The sequence below is a fragment of the Acinetobacter calcoaceticus genome, from assembly GCF_016508255.1.
Classification (GTDB): Bacteria; Pseudomonadota; Gammaproteobacteria; order Pseudomonadales; family Moraxellaceae; genus Acinetobacter; species Acinetobacter calcoaceticus_E.
In genome coordinates this window covers 383,808-398,508 of record NZ_JADVKT010000001.1, presented here as the reverse complement: position 1 = coordinate 398,508, position 14,701 = coordinate 383,808, and the positions used below count along the sequence as shown (strand labels likewise).

The window sequence follows — 14,701 nt, the reverse complement described above, 5'->3', positions numbered from 1 at the left end:
ATGCAAGAATTATTAACAAGGAATATTTATGCAACTGACATTGGTTCGTCATGGGGAAGCCGCTCCTCCAGTGAATGGTAATGACACTAAACGTCCACTTACTGCTCGTGGGCATGCTCAAGCTGAGCAGACAGCAACATTTTTAAAAGATATTGTTAAGCCTGATATTTTTGTAGTGAGTCCTTTATTGCGTGCTCAAGAGACTTTGGCGCATATTCAAACTTATTTTAAAGATGTACCTGTGTTGTTATGCGATAAAATTAAACCAGATGATAATGCCAAAGAAGCTGTAGAGTGGTTGTCTCAGGTTCCCTATGAGTCAATTGTAGTCGTGTGTCATATGAATGTAGTGGGGCATATTGCCGAATTACTGACGCATGAAAACTTTAATCCATTTGCACTTGCCGAAGCTCGAATTTATGATCAGGCTGTTATTGCAACTGGTTTATCAACACAAAAAAATAGTTTTATACCCACAATATAATTAAAAAGGTCATTTAGCCCATTATGCTGTATTTATGGATGCCTGAAACCAATGGAATATGGCATTGGTCTAACGGAGAAAACTGGTTGCAGGCAGCAAGTCTTGATCAATTAATACAAGACCTGCAATTACATCAAGGAAGAGAAGCTGTCATCTTTTTCCCTAGTCGCCATGCTCAGGTACTCCAGCAGCACATGGCAAAGTCTCATTACAAGCAACTCGGGGCAGATGGTGTTAAATATTTGCTTGAAGAATTTGTAACTTTGCCTATTGATCATATGAAGGTAGTTCATCATTTTCATGCTGATCAACTCACCGTATTGGGAGTGGCAAAAACAACAGTTGAAACATGGCAACATGCAATGGCTTTGCTGCCTATTAAACTTGTTGCTTTGTTGCCAGATTTTCTGATTTTACCTGAACCTCAAGAACAGCAAGTGGTCTTATGTAATGTTGATCAGAAGTTACTTGTACGTGAAAGTAAGTGGGTGGGTAATTCACTTGATGATTTAGCATTATTTTTAGAGTTTCAGTCAGTCGAAACACATTATCAGTATAGTGGTTTGACAACAGAGCAACTCGAAAGCCTAATTGCAGCTTCAAGTGCTGAGCAGCGTTCAGAATTTATTTATCAATTTAAGGGTTTAGATAAACCTAAACAGCATCCTTTTAATGTTCTGCCTAAAGCGAAAGGGCAAGAGCAAGCGGTTTCTGTTTATTGGAAAGCATGTGCTGCTGTTGTTTTAGCAATTATAGTGGTTCAGTTTAGCTATGATTTGCTGCGCTGGGTAAAGTTAAGAAATGTGGCTAATCAAACCGCCGAGCAGACGGTTGAACAATATAAACATTGGTTTGGTGCGTCTAGTCGTGTAAATGAACAAAATATAAAAAGTCAGTTTGAAAGTCATTTACGCATGAGTAAGCAAGGTGATGCACAAGCACTGTCTTTATTGAGTCGTGTTGGCCCTATTTTAATGCAAAAACAAATTTTAGCTCAGCAGTTAACTTATGATGCATCAACACTAACTATGGCATTAAAAGCAAAGTCAGCCGATAATTTACAAGCTTTAACACAGCAACTTAACCAGCAGGGATTCAAAGCTGAATTAGGTAATGTTCAGGCTGATGGTGGTGGGGCAATTGGGGTGGTGAAAATACAATAATGAAAATGTTAGCTCAATTGCAAAACCGCTTTGATCAGTGGATTGAACAAATCACTCAATATTTAGATCGTTTAACTGTGCGTGAGCGGGTTATGGTGGTCTTTACTACAATCTTTGTTGTTGTAGCCATTATAGGGGCTTCTCTTTGGAAAATGCATTCCTTGGCAGAGCAACAACAACAACGCTTAAATGATTTAAAAGATTTGATGGTCTGGATGCAGAGTAATGCAGTGACCATGAAGCCAGCGAATGAACTTGAGTTGGCTCAATCGGAAAAAATACAACGAGTAGCTCAGCAGCAAGGCTTAACGGTCACTTCTCAACAAAATGGTGAGCAGTTACAAATTATTGTTACTCATCAGAATTATGCAATTTTAGCGAACTTTTTAACCCAACTTGCACAAATGGGGTTAAGTATTCAAAAAATGGAAATGGTTTCAAGTGACGGACAGATTAAATTAACAGCGACGGTTCAATAACATATTAAAATATGCTGTTCTTAAGCATGGTGTTTTGTGCTACCTGTGCCTATAATATGCCTACCTAAAATCAGTAGATTGTGATTGGTATGTTATATTCACTTGCTCGCCCGATGTTGTTTAGTTTAGCACCAGAGCGTGCCCATGAATTAACATTATCTATGCTTGATAAAGCACATAAGTTTGGCCTGCTACGTCAGAGCGTAGAATCAAAACCAACAACCTGTATGGGAATTGAATTTCCAAATCCGGTAGGTTTGGCGGCTGGGCTTGATAAAAATGGTGCACATATTGATTCTTTAGCCGGACTAGGTTTCGGCTTTATTGAAATTGGAACAATTACACCTCGTCCTCAGTCGGGTAATCCGCAGCCACGATTGTTCCGTATTCCAGAAGCGAAAGCCATTATTAACCGCATGGGTTTTAATAATGATGGTGTTGATAAACTTGTTGAGAATGTCAAAGCTTCAAAATTTAAAGGAATTCTAGGCATCAATATTGGTAAAAATGCAGATACACCTGTAGAAAATGCTGTTGATGATTACTTGATTTGCCTTGAGAAAGTTTATAATTACGCTTCCTATATTACCGTTAATATCTCATCTCCAAATACTAAGAACTTAAGAAGTTTACAAAGTGGTGATGCATTAACTGAATTATTGCAAACATTAAAAGAAAGACAACTCGAGCTTGCCGAGCAATTTAATCATTATGTTCCTTTGGTTTTAAAAGTTGCACCTGATTTAACATCAGAAGATGTTGAGTTTATTGCAGCACAATTATTGCAATTTAAAATTGATGGTTTAATCGTTACTAATACGACCTTATCTAGAGAAGGTGTAGAAAATCTTCCTTATGGTAATGAGTCGGGTGGTTTATCCGGTGCGCCTGTTTTTGAAAAAAGTACCGAATGCTTACGTTTGTTTGCCCAAACGTTAAAAGGACAAATCCCATTAATTGGCGTGGGTGGAATTTTGTCGGGTGAACAAGCAGCAGTCAAACAACAAGCTGGAGCAACATTAGTACAGATCTATAGCGGACTTATTTACACTGGCCCTATATTAGTAAAACAATGTGTTGCAGCCATGATTTAAATGAATATGAACACAATTGATATCATTATTCTGATACTTTTGCTCATTGGGGGGCTAAACGGTTTGCGACAAGGATTTATCAAAGCCTTTGCGAACTTGGTAGGATGGGTCATTGCATTAATTATGGGTGCAAAATATGCTGTCCTCCTTGCGCCGTCCATGTCGGGTTTGAGTCATGATCCGGTTGTTCAAAAAATTGCAGCTTTCGCATTTATAGCACTTATGATCATTGTTTTAACATGGATCGTCACTGCATTTTTAAATGGTCTCTTGAAAAGTCTGAAATTGGGGCCATTAAATCGTTTAGCAGGTGGTGCTTTTGGTTCCTTAAAAGGCTTGTTGGTTGTGTTGATTACAATGCAGGGCGTAGGGCCTTGGGTTGAAAGTTCACCAAACTGGAAGCAGTCCATACTTATACAATTTTTACTGCCTTATGCACCTTTAGCGACCGAGTTGTCTAAAGACGCAGCAAGTGAGGCATTCCATCAAATAACATCTGGAGGTAGTGCATCAAGCACCCCTTCAAAAACAATGGACGAATCGGATAAGTTAGAAAACCGATCCGACCATTCGACAAAGAATCCTTTTTATTAATTCCTAGCTTGTCTGCGAGGTTGCTATGTGTGGAGTTGTTGGTATAGCCGGTAAATCGCCAGTGAACCAAATGTTGTTTGATGCTTTAACGATGTTGCAACATCGTGGGCAAGATGCAGCTGGAATAGTAACCTGCCATGAAGGCCGTCTTTTCCTTCGTAAGGATAACGGTATGGTCCGTGATGTTTTTCATACTCGTCATATGAGAGCATTACTTGGTAATTATGGTATTGGCCATGTACGTTACCCAACTGCTGGTTCTGCTAGCAGTGCTGAAGCACAGCCATTTTATGTGAACTCACCTTACGGCATTACGCTTGCGCATAATGGTAATTTAACCAATGCCGAAGATATTCATGATGACCTGTTTAAAACAGATTTACGTCATATGAATACTGATTCTGACTCAGAAGTTCTTTTGAACGTATTCGCGCATGAGTTGCAGAAGAACGGTACTTTAAACCCTACACCAGATGATATTTTTCACACAGTTACTCGTGTACACGAGCGCTGTCTAGGTGCATATGGCGTAGTGGCGATGATTACTGGTCATGGTTTGGTTGGTTTCCGTGATCCAAACGGTATTCGCCCACTAATCTATGGTTCACGCATGACTGAACAAGGCGAGATGGAATACATCATCGCTTCCGAATCAGTTGCTATTACAGCTCTTGGTTTCAAAATTGAGCGTGACATTGAACCAGGTGAGGCAATTTTTATCACTGCTGATGGTGAATTGTACTCAAGACAATGTGCAGCTAATCCAAAATACCGCCCATGTATTTTTGAATATGTTTATTTTGCGCGTCCTGATGCCATTATTGACGGAATTTCAGTTTATAAAGCCCGTTTAAAAATGGGTGAAAAGCTTGCTCATAAAATCTTACGTGACTGGGGTGAGGACCATGATATTGATGTGGTTATTCCAATCCCTGATACGAGCCGTACTTCAGCATTAGAACTTGCAAATATTCTAGGTGTTAAGTTCCGTGAAGGTTTTATGAAAAACCGTTATATCGGTCGTACCTTCATTATGCCGGGTCAGCAACAACGAAAAAAATCAGTACGCCAGAAATTAAACCCTGTAGAACTTGAGTTTAAAGGTAAAAATGTTTTACTGGTTGATGACTCAATTGTTCGTGGTACTACCTGTAACGAAATCATCCAGATGGCACGTGATTCTGGTGCAAAAAAAGTATACTTTGCATCAGCCGCACCTCAGGTTATGTATCCAAACGTTTACGGTATTGATATGCCTGCTAAAACTGAGCTAATTGCTTCAGAACGCAGTGTAGAAGAGATCCAAGAAATTATTGGTGCTGATCGTTTAGTTTTTCAAGAATTGGAAGACTTAAAAAATGCTGTACGTACTAGTAAAGTACCTGATCTAACTGAGTTTGATTGCTCTGTATTTGATGGAATCTATGTCACAGGTGATATTGATGGTGCTTATCTAAATAATTTGGAGCAGAAGCGTAATGATTCTGCAAAAAAGAAAAAAGATGGTTACATTGATGTTAATGTTGATGCTGCTTCTGTAGATTTAACAGGCATTAAAGAAGAATAGAAATAGCTGAAAAAAGCGGGTGTTTCCCGCTTTTTTCTTTTATGATGAAAAATAACAATGTAATTGGGAATATTTACATTGAAAGAAGTAAGCCACTATCTAATCGAAAATAAGAATATGGCATGGTCCATCACTATGTGTTTGGTTGCTGTGCTGCTTACTATTTTTATCTTAAATTTAATTTTAGGTTTGCTCGTCCATTTTTTTGATTATAGTCAACCCATTTGGTGGCACACTTTAAGTCCTTATTTTGTCGCGCTATTACTTTTTATCATGGTTTGGTCGGTAGTTACTGAACTTTATATCCTGCGCAAAGGTGGACACTCTTTAGCAAAACAACTTAAAGCACGTCGTTTAGTGAAAGAAGAAAGTACTCCCGAAGAACTTGCAGCCTTAAAACTTACTGAACAATTGGCGCAAAACTTTTCACTTAAAGTTCCAACCTTATATGTTTTACCTGATGAAGTGGGCGTAAATGCGCTTACGGCAGGTTTCCATCCTAAGGATATTGTGATTATTTTGACATGGGGAGCTCTGCAAAATCTGGATAAACTTGAACTATATGGCTTGTTGGGTCATGAGTTTAATCAGATTTTATCGGGTGAAGCTGTTGAAAATACAAAGTTAAAGATTTTATATAGTGGATTAACAACATTTAGCCAATGGGGCAGTAAATTAGCGAAACAAGGTTTTAAGCGCTATAGCCCGGGCTATAAACATAAGTTTGAAACCGTTTTTGTTGCGGTGGGTGGTGTTATTTGGTTGGCTGGAAGCCTAGGCGTACTGATCACCCGATTTATTAAATATTTAACGCTGAGTGGTCGTACATTTCGTAATGACCAAAAAACGGTACGCTTATTGCAAAATAGTGCTAATACTCAGACTTTGTTGCGTATTTATGTACACCATTCTGGTTCTCAAATTCATAGCGCTTATTCTGAGTCAATCGCGCATATGTGTTTTGCTAACTCACTTAGCCCTCAAAGCTGGATGAATATCCATCCGAGCATTCGTGAACGTATTTATGAATTAAACCCGACTTTGCTACAAGATTTACAATTAGAAAATTTAAAAAAACTCCGTAATCGTCCATTATTTAGTTTATTTCATTTTTTAGAAGAATCTGAGAAAGAAATATATATTCCGTGGTCATCTCCACAGCCTCTGCCTTTATTAAGGCTATCGCCGATTAGTTTTGCATTAAATGATGCCATTAAACCTCTTAGTAGTGATGTGCGCCGCAATAAAAAGCGCCCTGAGTTAATTCAGCGTGCGCTACAAACTGCTACGGGTTCACGTGAGGTAATGGTCGCTATTTTGATGATTCGTCAATATCGAGAATTTATCCCTAAAGATGCACCAGTGAGTCATGCCATTATTGATGCCTTATTAAATCTTGATGGTCGTATTCATATTCAAATATTTCATGATGCGTGTAAAAACATTGGGCATATGCCAGCTAGCATTGCGCGGCAATTTCTTACTAAGCTAGCGCTCATTATTCAAGAAGATGGTGAGATTGGTTTGCTAGATGCACTTTTGTTGGAACGGGTTAAATATGAATTGAATTTGATGCCGTTACATTTACCAACTGCGTTTGAAGAAGTAAAACCCCAGATTGTCCGTTTGATTGATGCCTTGCTTCACGTTCAGCAGATTAATAGTCCAAATCAGTTAGAAGTGCGTGACCGTATTTTACGTTCACTACTCAATCCAGATGAAATGTATGTCTATGATGAGATTTCGGATGAGCCCTTAGATTTGGCCGAAATTCTAAATGATATTGCAGGGTTATTGTTGCGTGACCGTCTTAGTATTTTGGCGATTGCAGAAATGTGCTTGTGGAGTGATAGGATTATCACACAAGATGAACTGGATGTACTTGAATTGCTTTATTGGCGTTTTGGCTTTGAGACAGAAGAAATTGTAGATCAAATGCAAAAAAGAAATAGTGTTATGATTATTTAAAAGACATCTACGATTATAAAAACAACTGAATGAAATAAAACACTGAAAAAAAAACTCAAGCCCGTTAGAATGTAGCTTGAGTAGAGCTATTGATTCAAACATGATTGGGCAGCAAAGAAATATACTGGCAACTTTAGGAATTGATTTATGGATTCCTAAGACACAAGTGTGCCAAAAAAATAATGCTCAAAGTCTTTGGCGAGATCATGTAGTTGAAGAACCTGAGCCGATTATATTGCCTTCAGTAGAACCAGTAGTTCTTGAGCAACCCACAAAGCCACAAATCAACGATATTCCAAAAGTTGAACCTGAAATTGAGGCACCAGTTTCAATACAGGCTCAACCCGTTGTAACTCCTAACAATGAAGTACAAGCACCTGTAATTAAGATTGCATCATTTGAGTTGCAGGCTTTTTCTCTTGAAAAATGTGTTATTTTTTTAGATGTTACGAATTTAAGTGAAGAAGAAAAACAGCTTTGGAGTAACATACAAAAAGCAAAAATTGGGCAGTATGCTGAATTGAAATGGCCTTTCCCGTTGGCTACTTATCAAGATCAGCGGGGTGCTGGTTCATATATACAAGGCTTTTTAGATGCTGTCGCAGCAGAGAAGAAGATATTGTGTCTTGGTGAGTGTTCTTATATTCAACATGCCAATATTATTCATTTAGCGAGTTTAAAAGAAATGCTGGAGAAACCACTCCTTAAAAAAAGGTTATGGAAATTAATGCAAGATAACAACGAGTAGTAGGGATTTACATGAAAAAAGTTGTAGTTTTTAGCCAAATTGATGAAGAAATTTTGTCTCGATTACAACAGAATTATCATGTTGTAGTTCTTAACCCAAAAATGGGTGACATTAATGAACAAATACGACAACACATTGTAGATGCTGACGGGATGATTGGTGCAGGACGGTTACTCAATGAAAGTAATCTTGCACCAGCCCAAAAATTAAAAATTATTTCATCTGTAACCGTGGGCTATGACAATTATGATCTAGCTTACTTAAATAAAAGAAAAATCTGGTTATCAAATACGCCTCATGTCTTAACTGAAACAACAGCTGATCTTGCATTTACATTGTTATTAAGCGCTGCTAGAAAAGTTCCTTTTCTTGATCATTGGACTAAACAAGGTGAGTGGAAAAGAACTGTAGGGTCTCAGCAATTCGGTTTAGATGTTTTTGGAAAGACATTAGGAATTATTGGACTCGGCAATATTGGTGCTGCAATTGCACGACGTGGTTTTTATGGATTTAACATGAATATTGTTTACCATAATCGTCGTGAAAAGCCCGAATTAGCTGAACCATTAAACGCAGAATATCTTGGTTTAGATCAATTACTACAGCGGTCCGATTTTGTAGTAACCGCAGTTGATTTAAATAATGAATCTAAAGCCCTAATGGGTAAAGCTCAGTTTGAACTTATGCAAAAACACGCTATTTTTATTAATATTGCGCGTGGTTCTGTGGTTGATGAGCAAGCTTTAATTGAGGCTTTGCAGCAAAATCAGATCTTTGCTGCTGGCTTAGATGTGTATGAAAAAGAACCTTTACAAGATTCGGCACTTTTTAAATTGCCGAACGTAGTCACTTTACCTCATGTGGGTTCAGCTACTGCTGAAACCCGTAAAAAAATGGCAAATCTTGCCTATAGAAATCTGGTTGAGGCTTTGGAAGATAAAACTCCTAGATATTTGGTAAACCAAAACTTTATATAAGTGATTAATAACACTTCATTGCAAAACTAGTCAATTTCGAGTGATATAGTAAAAGTCTATTGATTGAGCATAATTTTTTATGGTTCATATCAGTAGGCTTTTTTTATGGTTTAATTTTAATAGAGAAAAACTTTTGAGATTTTTGCCAGTTATTTTAAGTGCGACTTTTATAGCAAATGCTTCGTATGCGCAGTCTTTCGACCCTCAGCCATCTGCGAATCAGGTGGAAATTCCAAATATTGGAAGTGGGATAGGCTTGCTTGATCAACAAAAAGAAAAATTTATTGGCGAAAAAGTTTTCCGTGAAGTTCATAAGCAGATGCCAGTTATTCAAGATATCTGGCTCGAAGACCAATTTTTTCAAGTATTTTCAAATATTTTGAGTGAGACCCAACTTGGTCAGCCTATTGGTCTAGTTGTTATTAAAGATCCACAAATTAATGCTTTTGCTGTTCCTGGTGGCCTATTCGCGCTCAATACTGGGCTTATTGCTTCAGCTCGCAATATTGATGAAATTGCTGGGGTTATGGCACATGAGATTGCACACGTATCACAAAGACATTTTAGTCGTTCAGAAGAAGCCTTCAAGGGGCAAACTTTATTGAGTTTAGCAGGGCTTTTAGCAGGTGTGGCAATAGCTGCACAGGGCGGTGGAGATGCAGGAGCGGCAGTGATGTTGGGAACACAAGCTGCATTAATGGATAGCCAGTTAACATATAGTCGAAACCAAGAACGTGAAGCAGACCGTATTGGTATGCAATATATGTATGCAGCGGGTTATAACCCTCAAAGTATGGCAGATTATTTTGAAACAATGCATCGTACGACTAGTCAGGTAAGTTTTTTACCAGATTTTTGGCTGACCCACCCATTGACGACTGAGCGTATGAGTGAAGCTCGACTTCGTGCAAACCAAATGCCTAAAGTCAAAAATCGTATATATGATGTCGATTTTGAAATTTTAAAATGGTACACAATGGTGGTTTCAGATCAAGCTACTGAAAATCAGCTACAAAGTTTGGCTTCACAAAAAAATATTGCTGGTCTTATTGGTTTGGCAGCTTTTTATGTAAAACAAGGGGATTATGCACAGGCACAGTCTACCTTAGATCAAGCAAAATCTAGTGGGAAACCTCTTGTTACGTTATTGCAGACAGATATTTATCTGGGGCAAAACAAGCTTGATCAAGCGTATTCTTCAATTGCCTCTACACAAATGACTATGCCTGAGAATAGAGCTTTTAGTTATAAAATGGCTGAAGTATTGTTACGTCAAGGAAAATTTGCACAAGTTCAAACTCTTGTTCAACGATTTATTAATAAAAACCCAAGAGATATACAAGGTTGGCAATTTTTACAGCAAGCCGCTAATTTGGACAAAGCAGGGCCATTGAGAGCAGTCAACGTTCTACGCTATCGAGCCGAAGCTGAATATTGGTCGGGGAGTGAGGAAAATGCAATTAAATCAATGTTACATGCCCAGCGATTAGCAAAAGATAATCATGCAATGTTAGCTAGAATAGACAGTAGATTGAAACAAATGCAAGATGAGCGAAGAATGAAAATTTAAATATATATTTTTCAAAATTTTCAGATATGCAAATGCGTACAAACTAAAAGAACTTTTAGCTTGAAGGAAAGAATTTAAGAGAGGAAATTAAGCTAATTTAGCTTTAATTTTTGCTGAAACTTGAGAAGGATCGGCACGCCCGGCTATGATCGGACGTAGAGAATTCATCACCTTACCCATATCTTTCATGCTAGTTGCTTCTTGAGCAGAAATCGTTTGCTCAATGAGAGAATCAAGCTCTTCCTCAGTCATAGCTTCTGGTAGAAACTGAGATAAAATCTCAGCTTCGGCTTGTTCTTTACTAGCTAAATCATCACGACCAGCACCTTCAAAGGCTTTGATCGATTCTTTACGTTGTTTAATTTGCTTTTCAATGACCGCAAGAACTTGAGCGTCGTCAAGCTCTTTGCGCTCATCGACTTCGATTTGCTTAATTGCTGCTTGTAGACCACGCAAAACCGTCACTGTTGCCATATCTTTGGCACGCATAGAAGTTTTTAATGCATCAGTAATTTGGTTTTTTAAAGTAGTCATAATTTAGCAGTCAATCACAAATTAATTAGTAAAGGCGAGTAGTACGTACAGATTCGCGAGCCAATTTCTTTTGGTAGCGTTTAACTGCAGCAGCTTTTTTGCGCTTACGTTCTTGAGTTGGTTTTTCGTAGAATTCGCGTTTACGAACGTCAGCTAAAACACCAGCTTTTTCGCATGAACGCTTGAAGCGACGGATAGCTACGTCAACTGGTTCGCCTTCTTTCAACTTAACTTGTGGCATGTAAAATCCTCTAGATTATGGATAAGATCAAGCACACTATTGTGCCGGATCACAAGTGAAGGTCAGTATTTTACTCATTTACAACTCATATCACAAGTCTATAATAGCGATTGCAATATTTTGACTCATATAAAAGGCAGTTTTGATGATTGTTTTAGGCTTGGAAACTTCTTGTGATGAAACAGGGTTGGCACTTTATGATAGCGAACTCGGCTTGCGGGGACAGGTTCTTTATAGCCAGATTAAACTTCATGCCGAATATGGTGGGGTAGTTCCTGAACTTGCTTCTCGTGACCACGTTCGTAAATTAATTCCTTTAATGAATCAACTGCTTGAGCAAAGCGGAATAAAAAAACAAGAGATTGATGCGGTTGCTTATACGCGCGGTCCTGGTCTAATGGGAGCCTTAATGACAGGGGCTTTATTTGGAAGAACGTTAGCTTTTTCTTTAAATAAACCTGCAATTGGTGTTCATCATATGGAGGGGCACATGTTGGCACCTCTACTCTCAAGTCAACCACCCGAATTTCCATTTGTTGCGTTATTAGTTTCAGGTGGACATACACAATTAATGGCAGCTCACGGTATTGGTCAATATGAACTCTTGGGTGAGTCTATCGATGACGCAGCTGGTGAAGCTTTTGATAAAGTTGCAAAAATGATGAGCCTGCCATATCCAGGTGGCCCCAATATTGCGAAATTGGCTTTAAGTGGTAATCCGTCAGCGTTTGAATTTCCACGACCAATGCTTCATCAAGGCTTAGATTTTTCTTTTAGTGGTTTAAAAACAGCAGTTTCTGTGCAATTGAAAAAATTGAATGGTGAAAACCATGACGCCGATATTGCTGCTTCATTTCAAGAAGCAATTGTAGATACGCTTGTAAAAAAATCAGTAAAAGCCTTAAAGCAAACTGGACTAAAGCGTTTAGTTATTGCTGGTGGTGTGAGTGCAAATTTACGTTTACGTGAGCAATTAGAAGCTTCATTGGCGAAAATTAAAGCGCAAGTTTATTATGCAGAGCCTGCTTTATGTACTGATAATGGAGCAATGATTGCATTTGCAGGGTATCAGCGTTTAAAAGCTGGTCAACATGATGGTTTGGCTGTAACCACAACCCCACGTTGGCCAATGACTGAATTGTCTATTCCTGAATAAAATTACTCATCTTCAAAGACAGCTTGGTTTTCGATATCAATGTATTCGATATAGCCACGCCCTTGAACTTCATTGCCGAAATAATTGCCAGTGAAGATATAGCCACTGGCATAACCTCGCCCATGTCCATAGCGGAATGGGCAATCAATTTCAGCCTGTATATTCAATATAATTTGTTTGGCCTCATTGCGAGTAATCCAAGAAAAGAGTTTTGGAAGGCGCATTTTTTGACCGCTTGGTGAGACGTACTCATCTGCTTGATGGGAAATAATATCAAAGCTGACATCTGTATAAATTTCTGCGGGGCGATCAAGATATCTAATATGTAGGGTATAAGCTGCCGCCTGTCCTGCAATATCAGCTTTGGTTAGAAGAAGCTGTGTATTTTTATCTAAATTAATAATTTGATAAGTAAAAAAATCAAGCGGTAGTTTATAAGCTTGTGGAAGAAGTTCTTTCACAATCCCATGTGGGCCAACAGCTCGGGCATATTCATAAGTACAAAGTCCTTGGCTTTCAATATGTTGGTCTTGATAGTTTAAAAAGCCTTTAAATGTTGCTAATAGACTAAAATGATCATAGATAGGTGTTTTTATAAACCAAGAAATATGTGAAGTGATATCGATATCAAAGTCGAAATCAAGCCCCTCATAATGTCCATTAATATGAATTTTTGGGAATTTTCCTTGTATTGAAACTTCCTGACCAAGTTCTATTAAACTTCCATCTTTATTAATTTTTGTCTCTTTGGGAATGATATAAGCCTTAAGCAAAGCTTGCTCAAGAGCGGCGGTACTTGAAAAGAATGTGGTAGTTTGTCTAGGGTTTCCAGTAATGATGTCATCATGGTCAAAGGCGAGAGCACCTGGTGTACCCAACAAAATCATAATGTTGAGATAACGATGTGGTTCAGGTAGAAGTGGAAAAAAGATGCCGTAATGTGTCCAGCTATAATATTTTTCATCAATTCGAGGCTGAATAATCTGAGGTTTGTTAAAAGGAAGAGTTGAATATTTTTCTGCTTGATCTAAAGCACCTTGTGCGAGCAATAAGCTTTTACCAAGAAGCTTGCTTCCTATAGAAATTTTTGGCAATTGTTTTTTCATATTTAAACCTAAATGAGGATAGGACTATCTCTGTTTTAGGTTATGAAAAACAACTGCCAAATCTAAGCTGTTTTCAGGCCAAAGCTAAGGCTTTGCGGGACAATTGTGGTTTAATTGTTGGACAATTCTTTTAAGCCATTTAAACCAATCCAGTGCTTTGAGAACTGGTAGGCAGCGCGTCCAGAGCGTTGCCCACGCATTTGACACCAACGTAAACTTTCCGCACGTACTTCATCTGTAAAAGCTATGTTTGCCTTATCAATATAATGCTCTACGATTTCTAAATATAAACTCTGGTCCATTGGGTAAAAAGATAGCCATAAACCAAAACGGTCTGATAAAGAGATTTTTTCTTCAATCGCTTCTTGAGGGTGGAGTTCCGTATATTGGGGAACATCAACCTTGGTTACTGGTGTATTTTCATGCATAAACTCGGGTAACAGGTGGCGACGGTTACTGGTTGCATAAATAATAAAATTACTTGAACCTGACTGTAACGAGCCATCTAATACACTTTTTAAACTACGATAATTTTCATCTTCAGCATTAAAAGCTAAGTCATCGCAATAAACGATGTATTTTTCAGGGCGGTTTTGAATAATTTTTTGAATTTTAGGTAAGTCTGCTAAATCATTACGCTCAATTTCAATTAACCGTAATCCTTGAGATGCATATTCAGTGAGTAAAGCACGAACAATAGATGATTTACCTGTACCACGTGAACCTGTTAAGAGCACATCATTTGCTGGTAAACCATTTAGAAATTGCAAAGTATTTTGAATAATTTTTTCTTTTTGACGCTCTATGCCTTTTAGGTCATCAAGATAAATATCTTTCGGCGTATAAATGGCTTTAAGTTGCTGATTTTCCCATCTAAAAGCAGATGCTGTAAAGTCTGTCTCTTGTTTAGGTTCAGGTAAGACCTGCTGTAGCTGATTTAATACAAGTGATAATGTTTGAACTAAATTGTCTGGTAAATCAATGGTAGCCATGGTTAATCAATCATGTTAAACAGTAATT

At 38.1% G+C, this 14,701-nt stretch carries 15 protein-coding genes; 11 read left to right on the top strand and 4 right to left on the bottom strand.

Annotated elements, in window-relative coordinates; genetic code table 11:
• Nucleotides 1–28 precede the first annotated feature (28 nt).
• From I5515_RS01900 to I5515_RS01855, 10 genes are all read left to right on the top strand, one after another.
• Complete coding sequence (locus tag I5515_RS01900; RefSeq protein ID WP_042897139.1) at nucleotides 29–484, top strand: SixA phosphatase family protein; 456 nt, start codon at nucleotides 29–31, stop codon at nucleotides 482–484.
• Between the two features lie 23 nt (nucleotides 485–507).
• Nucleotides 508–1,647 (top strand): type II secretion system protein GspL, encoded by a 1,140-nt coding sequence (gene gspL / locus I5515_RS01895; protein ID WP_199964489.1) that lies wholly within the window; start codon nucleotides 508–510, stop codon nucleotides 1,645–1,647.
• Nucleotides 1,647–2,126 (top strand): type II secretion system protein GspM, encoded by a 480-nt coding sequence (gene gspM / locus I5515_RS01890; protein WP_199964488.1) that lies wholly within the window; start codon nucleotides 1,647–1,649, stop codon nucleotides 2,124–2,126. The genes gspL and gspM overlap by 1 nt, the downstream gene beginning before the upstream one ends.
• 89 nt (nucleotides 2,127–2,215) lie before the next feature.
• The gene (locus I5515_RS01885; protein ID WP_199964487.1) at nucleotides 2,216–3,220 is read left to right on the top strand and encodes a quinone-dependent dihydroorotate dehydrogenase; all 1,005 of its coding nucleotides are present in this window, start codon (nucleotides 2,216–2,218) and stop codon (nucleotides 3,218–3,220) included.
• Nucleotides 3,221–3,226: 6 nt separating this feature from the next.
• Nucleotides 3,227–3,814 (top strand): CvpA family protein, encoded by a 588-nt coding sequence (locus I5515_RS01880; RefSeq protein WP_199964486.1) that lies wholly within the window; start codon nucleotides 3,227–3,229, stop codon nucleotides 3,812–3,814.
• Nucleotides 3,815–3,839: 25 nt separating this feature from the next.
• Complete coding sequence (purF, locus tag I5515_RS01875; RefSeq protein ID WP_199964485.1) at nucleotides 3,840–5,381, top strand: amidophosphoribosyltransferase; 1,542 nt, start codon at nucleotides 3,840–3,842, stop codon at nucleotides 5,379–5,381.
• Nucleotides 5,382–5,459: 78 nt separating this feature from the next.
• Nucleotides 5,460–7,349: a M48 family metalloprotease gene (locus I5515_RS01870; RefSeq protein ID WP_199964484.1), complete on the top strand. Its 1,890-nt coding sequence runs from the start codon at nucleotides 5,460–5,462 to the stop codon at nucleotides 7,347–7,349.
• A gap of 100 nt (nucleotides 7,350–7,449) precedes the next feature.
• Nucleotides 7,450–8,097, top strand: a complete 648-nt coding sequence (locus tag I5515_RS01865; protein ID WP_199964853.1) for a hypothetical protein — start codon at nucleotides 7,450–7,452, stop codon at nucleotides 8,095–8,097.
• An 11-nt stretch (nucleotides 8,098–8,108) separates the two neighbouring features.
• Complete coding sequence (locus I5515_RS01860; protein WP_199964483.1) at nucleotides 8,109–9,074, top strand: 2-hydroxyacid dehydrogenase; 966 nt, start codon at nucleotides 8,109–8,111, stop codon at nucleotides 9,072–9,074.
• Between the two features lie 142 nt (nucleotides 9,075–9,216).
• The gene (locus I5515_RS01855; protein ID WP_199964482.1) at nucleotides 9,217–10,644 is read left to right on the top strand and encodes a M48 family metalloprotease; all 1,428 of its coding nucleotides are present in this window, start codon (nucleotides 9,217–9,219) and stop codon (nucleotides 10,642–10,644) included.
• Between the two features lie 87 nt (nucleotides 10,645–10,731).
• On the opposite strand, the gene I5515_RS01850 is transcribed toward I5515_RS01855, so the two are convergent.
• Both I5515_RS01850 and rpsU read right to left on the bottom strand, forming a co-directional pair.
• On the bottom strand, nucleotides 10,732–11,178 hold the full coding sequence (locus I5515_RS01850; protein ID WP_199964481.1) for a GatB/YqeY domain-containing protein: 447 nt from the start codon (nucleotides 11,176–11,178) through the stop codon (nucleotides 10,732–10,734).
• 25 nt (nucleotides 11,179–11,203) lie between these two features.
• Nucleotides 11,204–11,419, bottom strand: coding sequence for a 30S ribosomal protein S21 (gene rpsU, locus I5515_RS01845; RefSeq protein WP_001136722.1), 216 nt, complete (start codon nucleotides 11,417–11,419; stop codon nucleotides 11,204–11,206).
• Between the two features lie 145 nt (nucleotides 11,420–11,564).
• Between rpsU and tsaD the strand changes: the two genes are divergently transcribed.
• Entirely contained in the window at nucleotides 11,565–12,575 is a 1,011-nt protein-coding gene (tsaD, locus tag I5515_RS01840) for a tRNA (adenosine(37)-N6)-threonylcarbamoyltransferase complex transferase subunit TsaD (RefSeq protein ID WP_199964480.1), read from the top strand.
• A 2-nt stretch (nucleotides 12,576–12,577) separates the two neighbouring features.
• Here the strand turns inward: tsaD and I5515_RS01835 are convergent, their stop codons facing one another.
• Entirely contained in the window at nucleotides 12,578–13,681 is a 1,104-nt protein-coding gene (locus tag I5515_RS01835) for a DUF6670 family protein (RefSeq protein ID WP_199964479.1), read from the bottom strand.
• Between the two features lie 110 nt (nucleotides 13,682–13,791).
• Nucleotides 13,792–14,673: an ATP-binding protein gene (locus I5515_RS01830; protein WP_199964478.1), complete on the bottom strand. Its 882-nt coding sequence runs from the start codon at nucleotides 14,671–14,673 to the stop codon at nucleotides 13,792–13,794.
• Nucleotides 14,674–14,701 lie beyond the last annotated feature (28 nt).

What these genes read in the sequence shown, in the direction of transcription:
- I5515_RS01885 (WP_199964487.1), top strand. Translation starts at nt 2,216, where the DNA reads ATGTTATATTCACTTGCTCGCCCGATGTTGTTTAGTTTAGCACCAGAG.
- I5515_RS01900 (WP_042897139.1), top strand. Translation starts at nt 29, where the DNA reads ATGCAACTGACATTGGTTCGTCATGGGGAAGCCGCTCCTCCAGTGAAT.
- rpsU (WP_001136722.1), bottom strand. Translation starts at nt 11,419, where the DNA reads ATGCCACAAGTTAAGTTGAAAGAAGGCGAACCAGTTGACGTAGCTATC.
- I5515_RS01850 (WP_199964481.1), bottom strand. Translation starts at nt 11,178, where the DNA reads ATGACTACTTTAAAAAACCAAATTACTGATGCATTAAAAACTTCTATG.
- I5515_RS01880 (WP_199964486.1), top strand. Translation starts at nt 3,227, where the DNA reads ATGAACACAATTGATATCATTATTCTGATACTTTTGCTCATTGGGGGG.
- purF (WP_199964485.1), top strand. Translation starts at nt 3,840, where the DNA reads ATGTGTGGAGTTGTTGGTATAGCCGGTAAATCGCCAGTGAACCAAATG.
- I5515_RS01830 (WP_199964478.1), bottom strand. Translation starts at nt 14,673, where the DNA reads ATGGCTACCATTGATTTACCAGACAATTTAGTTCAAACATTATCACTT.
- I5515_RS01835 (WP_199964479.1), bottom strand. Translation starts at nt 13,681, where the DNA reads ATGAAAAAACAATTGCCAAAAATTTCTATAGGAAGCAAGCTTCTTGGT.
- I5515_RS01865 (WP_199964853.1), top strand. Translation starts at nt 7,450, where the DNA reads ATGATTGGGCAGCAAAGAAATATACTGGCAACTTTAGGAATTGATTTA.
- gspL (WP_199964489.1), top strand. Translation starts at nt 508, where the DNA reads ATGCTGTATTTATGGATGCCTGAAACCAATGGAATATGGCATTGGTCT.
- gspM (WP_199964488.1), top strand. Translation starts at nt 1,647, where the DNA reads ATGAAAATGTTAGCTCAATTGCAAAACCGCTTTGATCAGTGGATTGAA.
- tsaD (WP_199964480.1), top strand. Translation starts at nt 11,565, where the DNA reads ATGATTGTTTTAGGCTTGGAAACTTCTTGTGATGAAACAGGGTTGGCA.
- I5515_RS01860 (WP_199964483.1), top strand. Translation starts at nt 8,109, where the DNA reads ATGAAAAAAGTTGTAGTTTTTAGCCAAATTGATGAAGAAATTTTGTCT.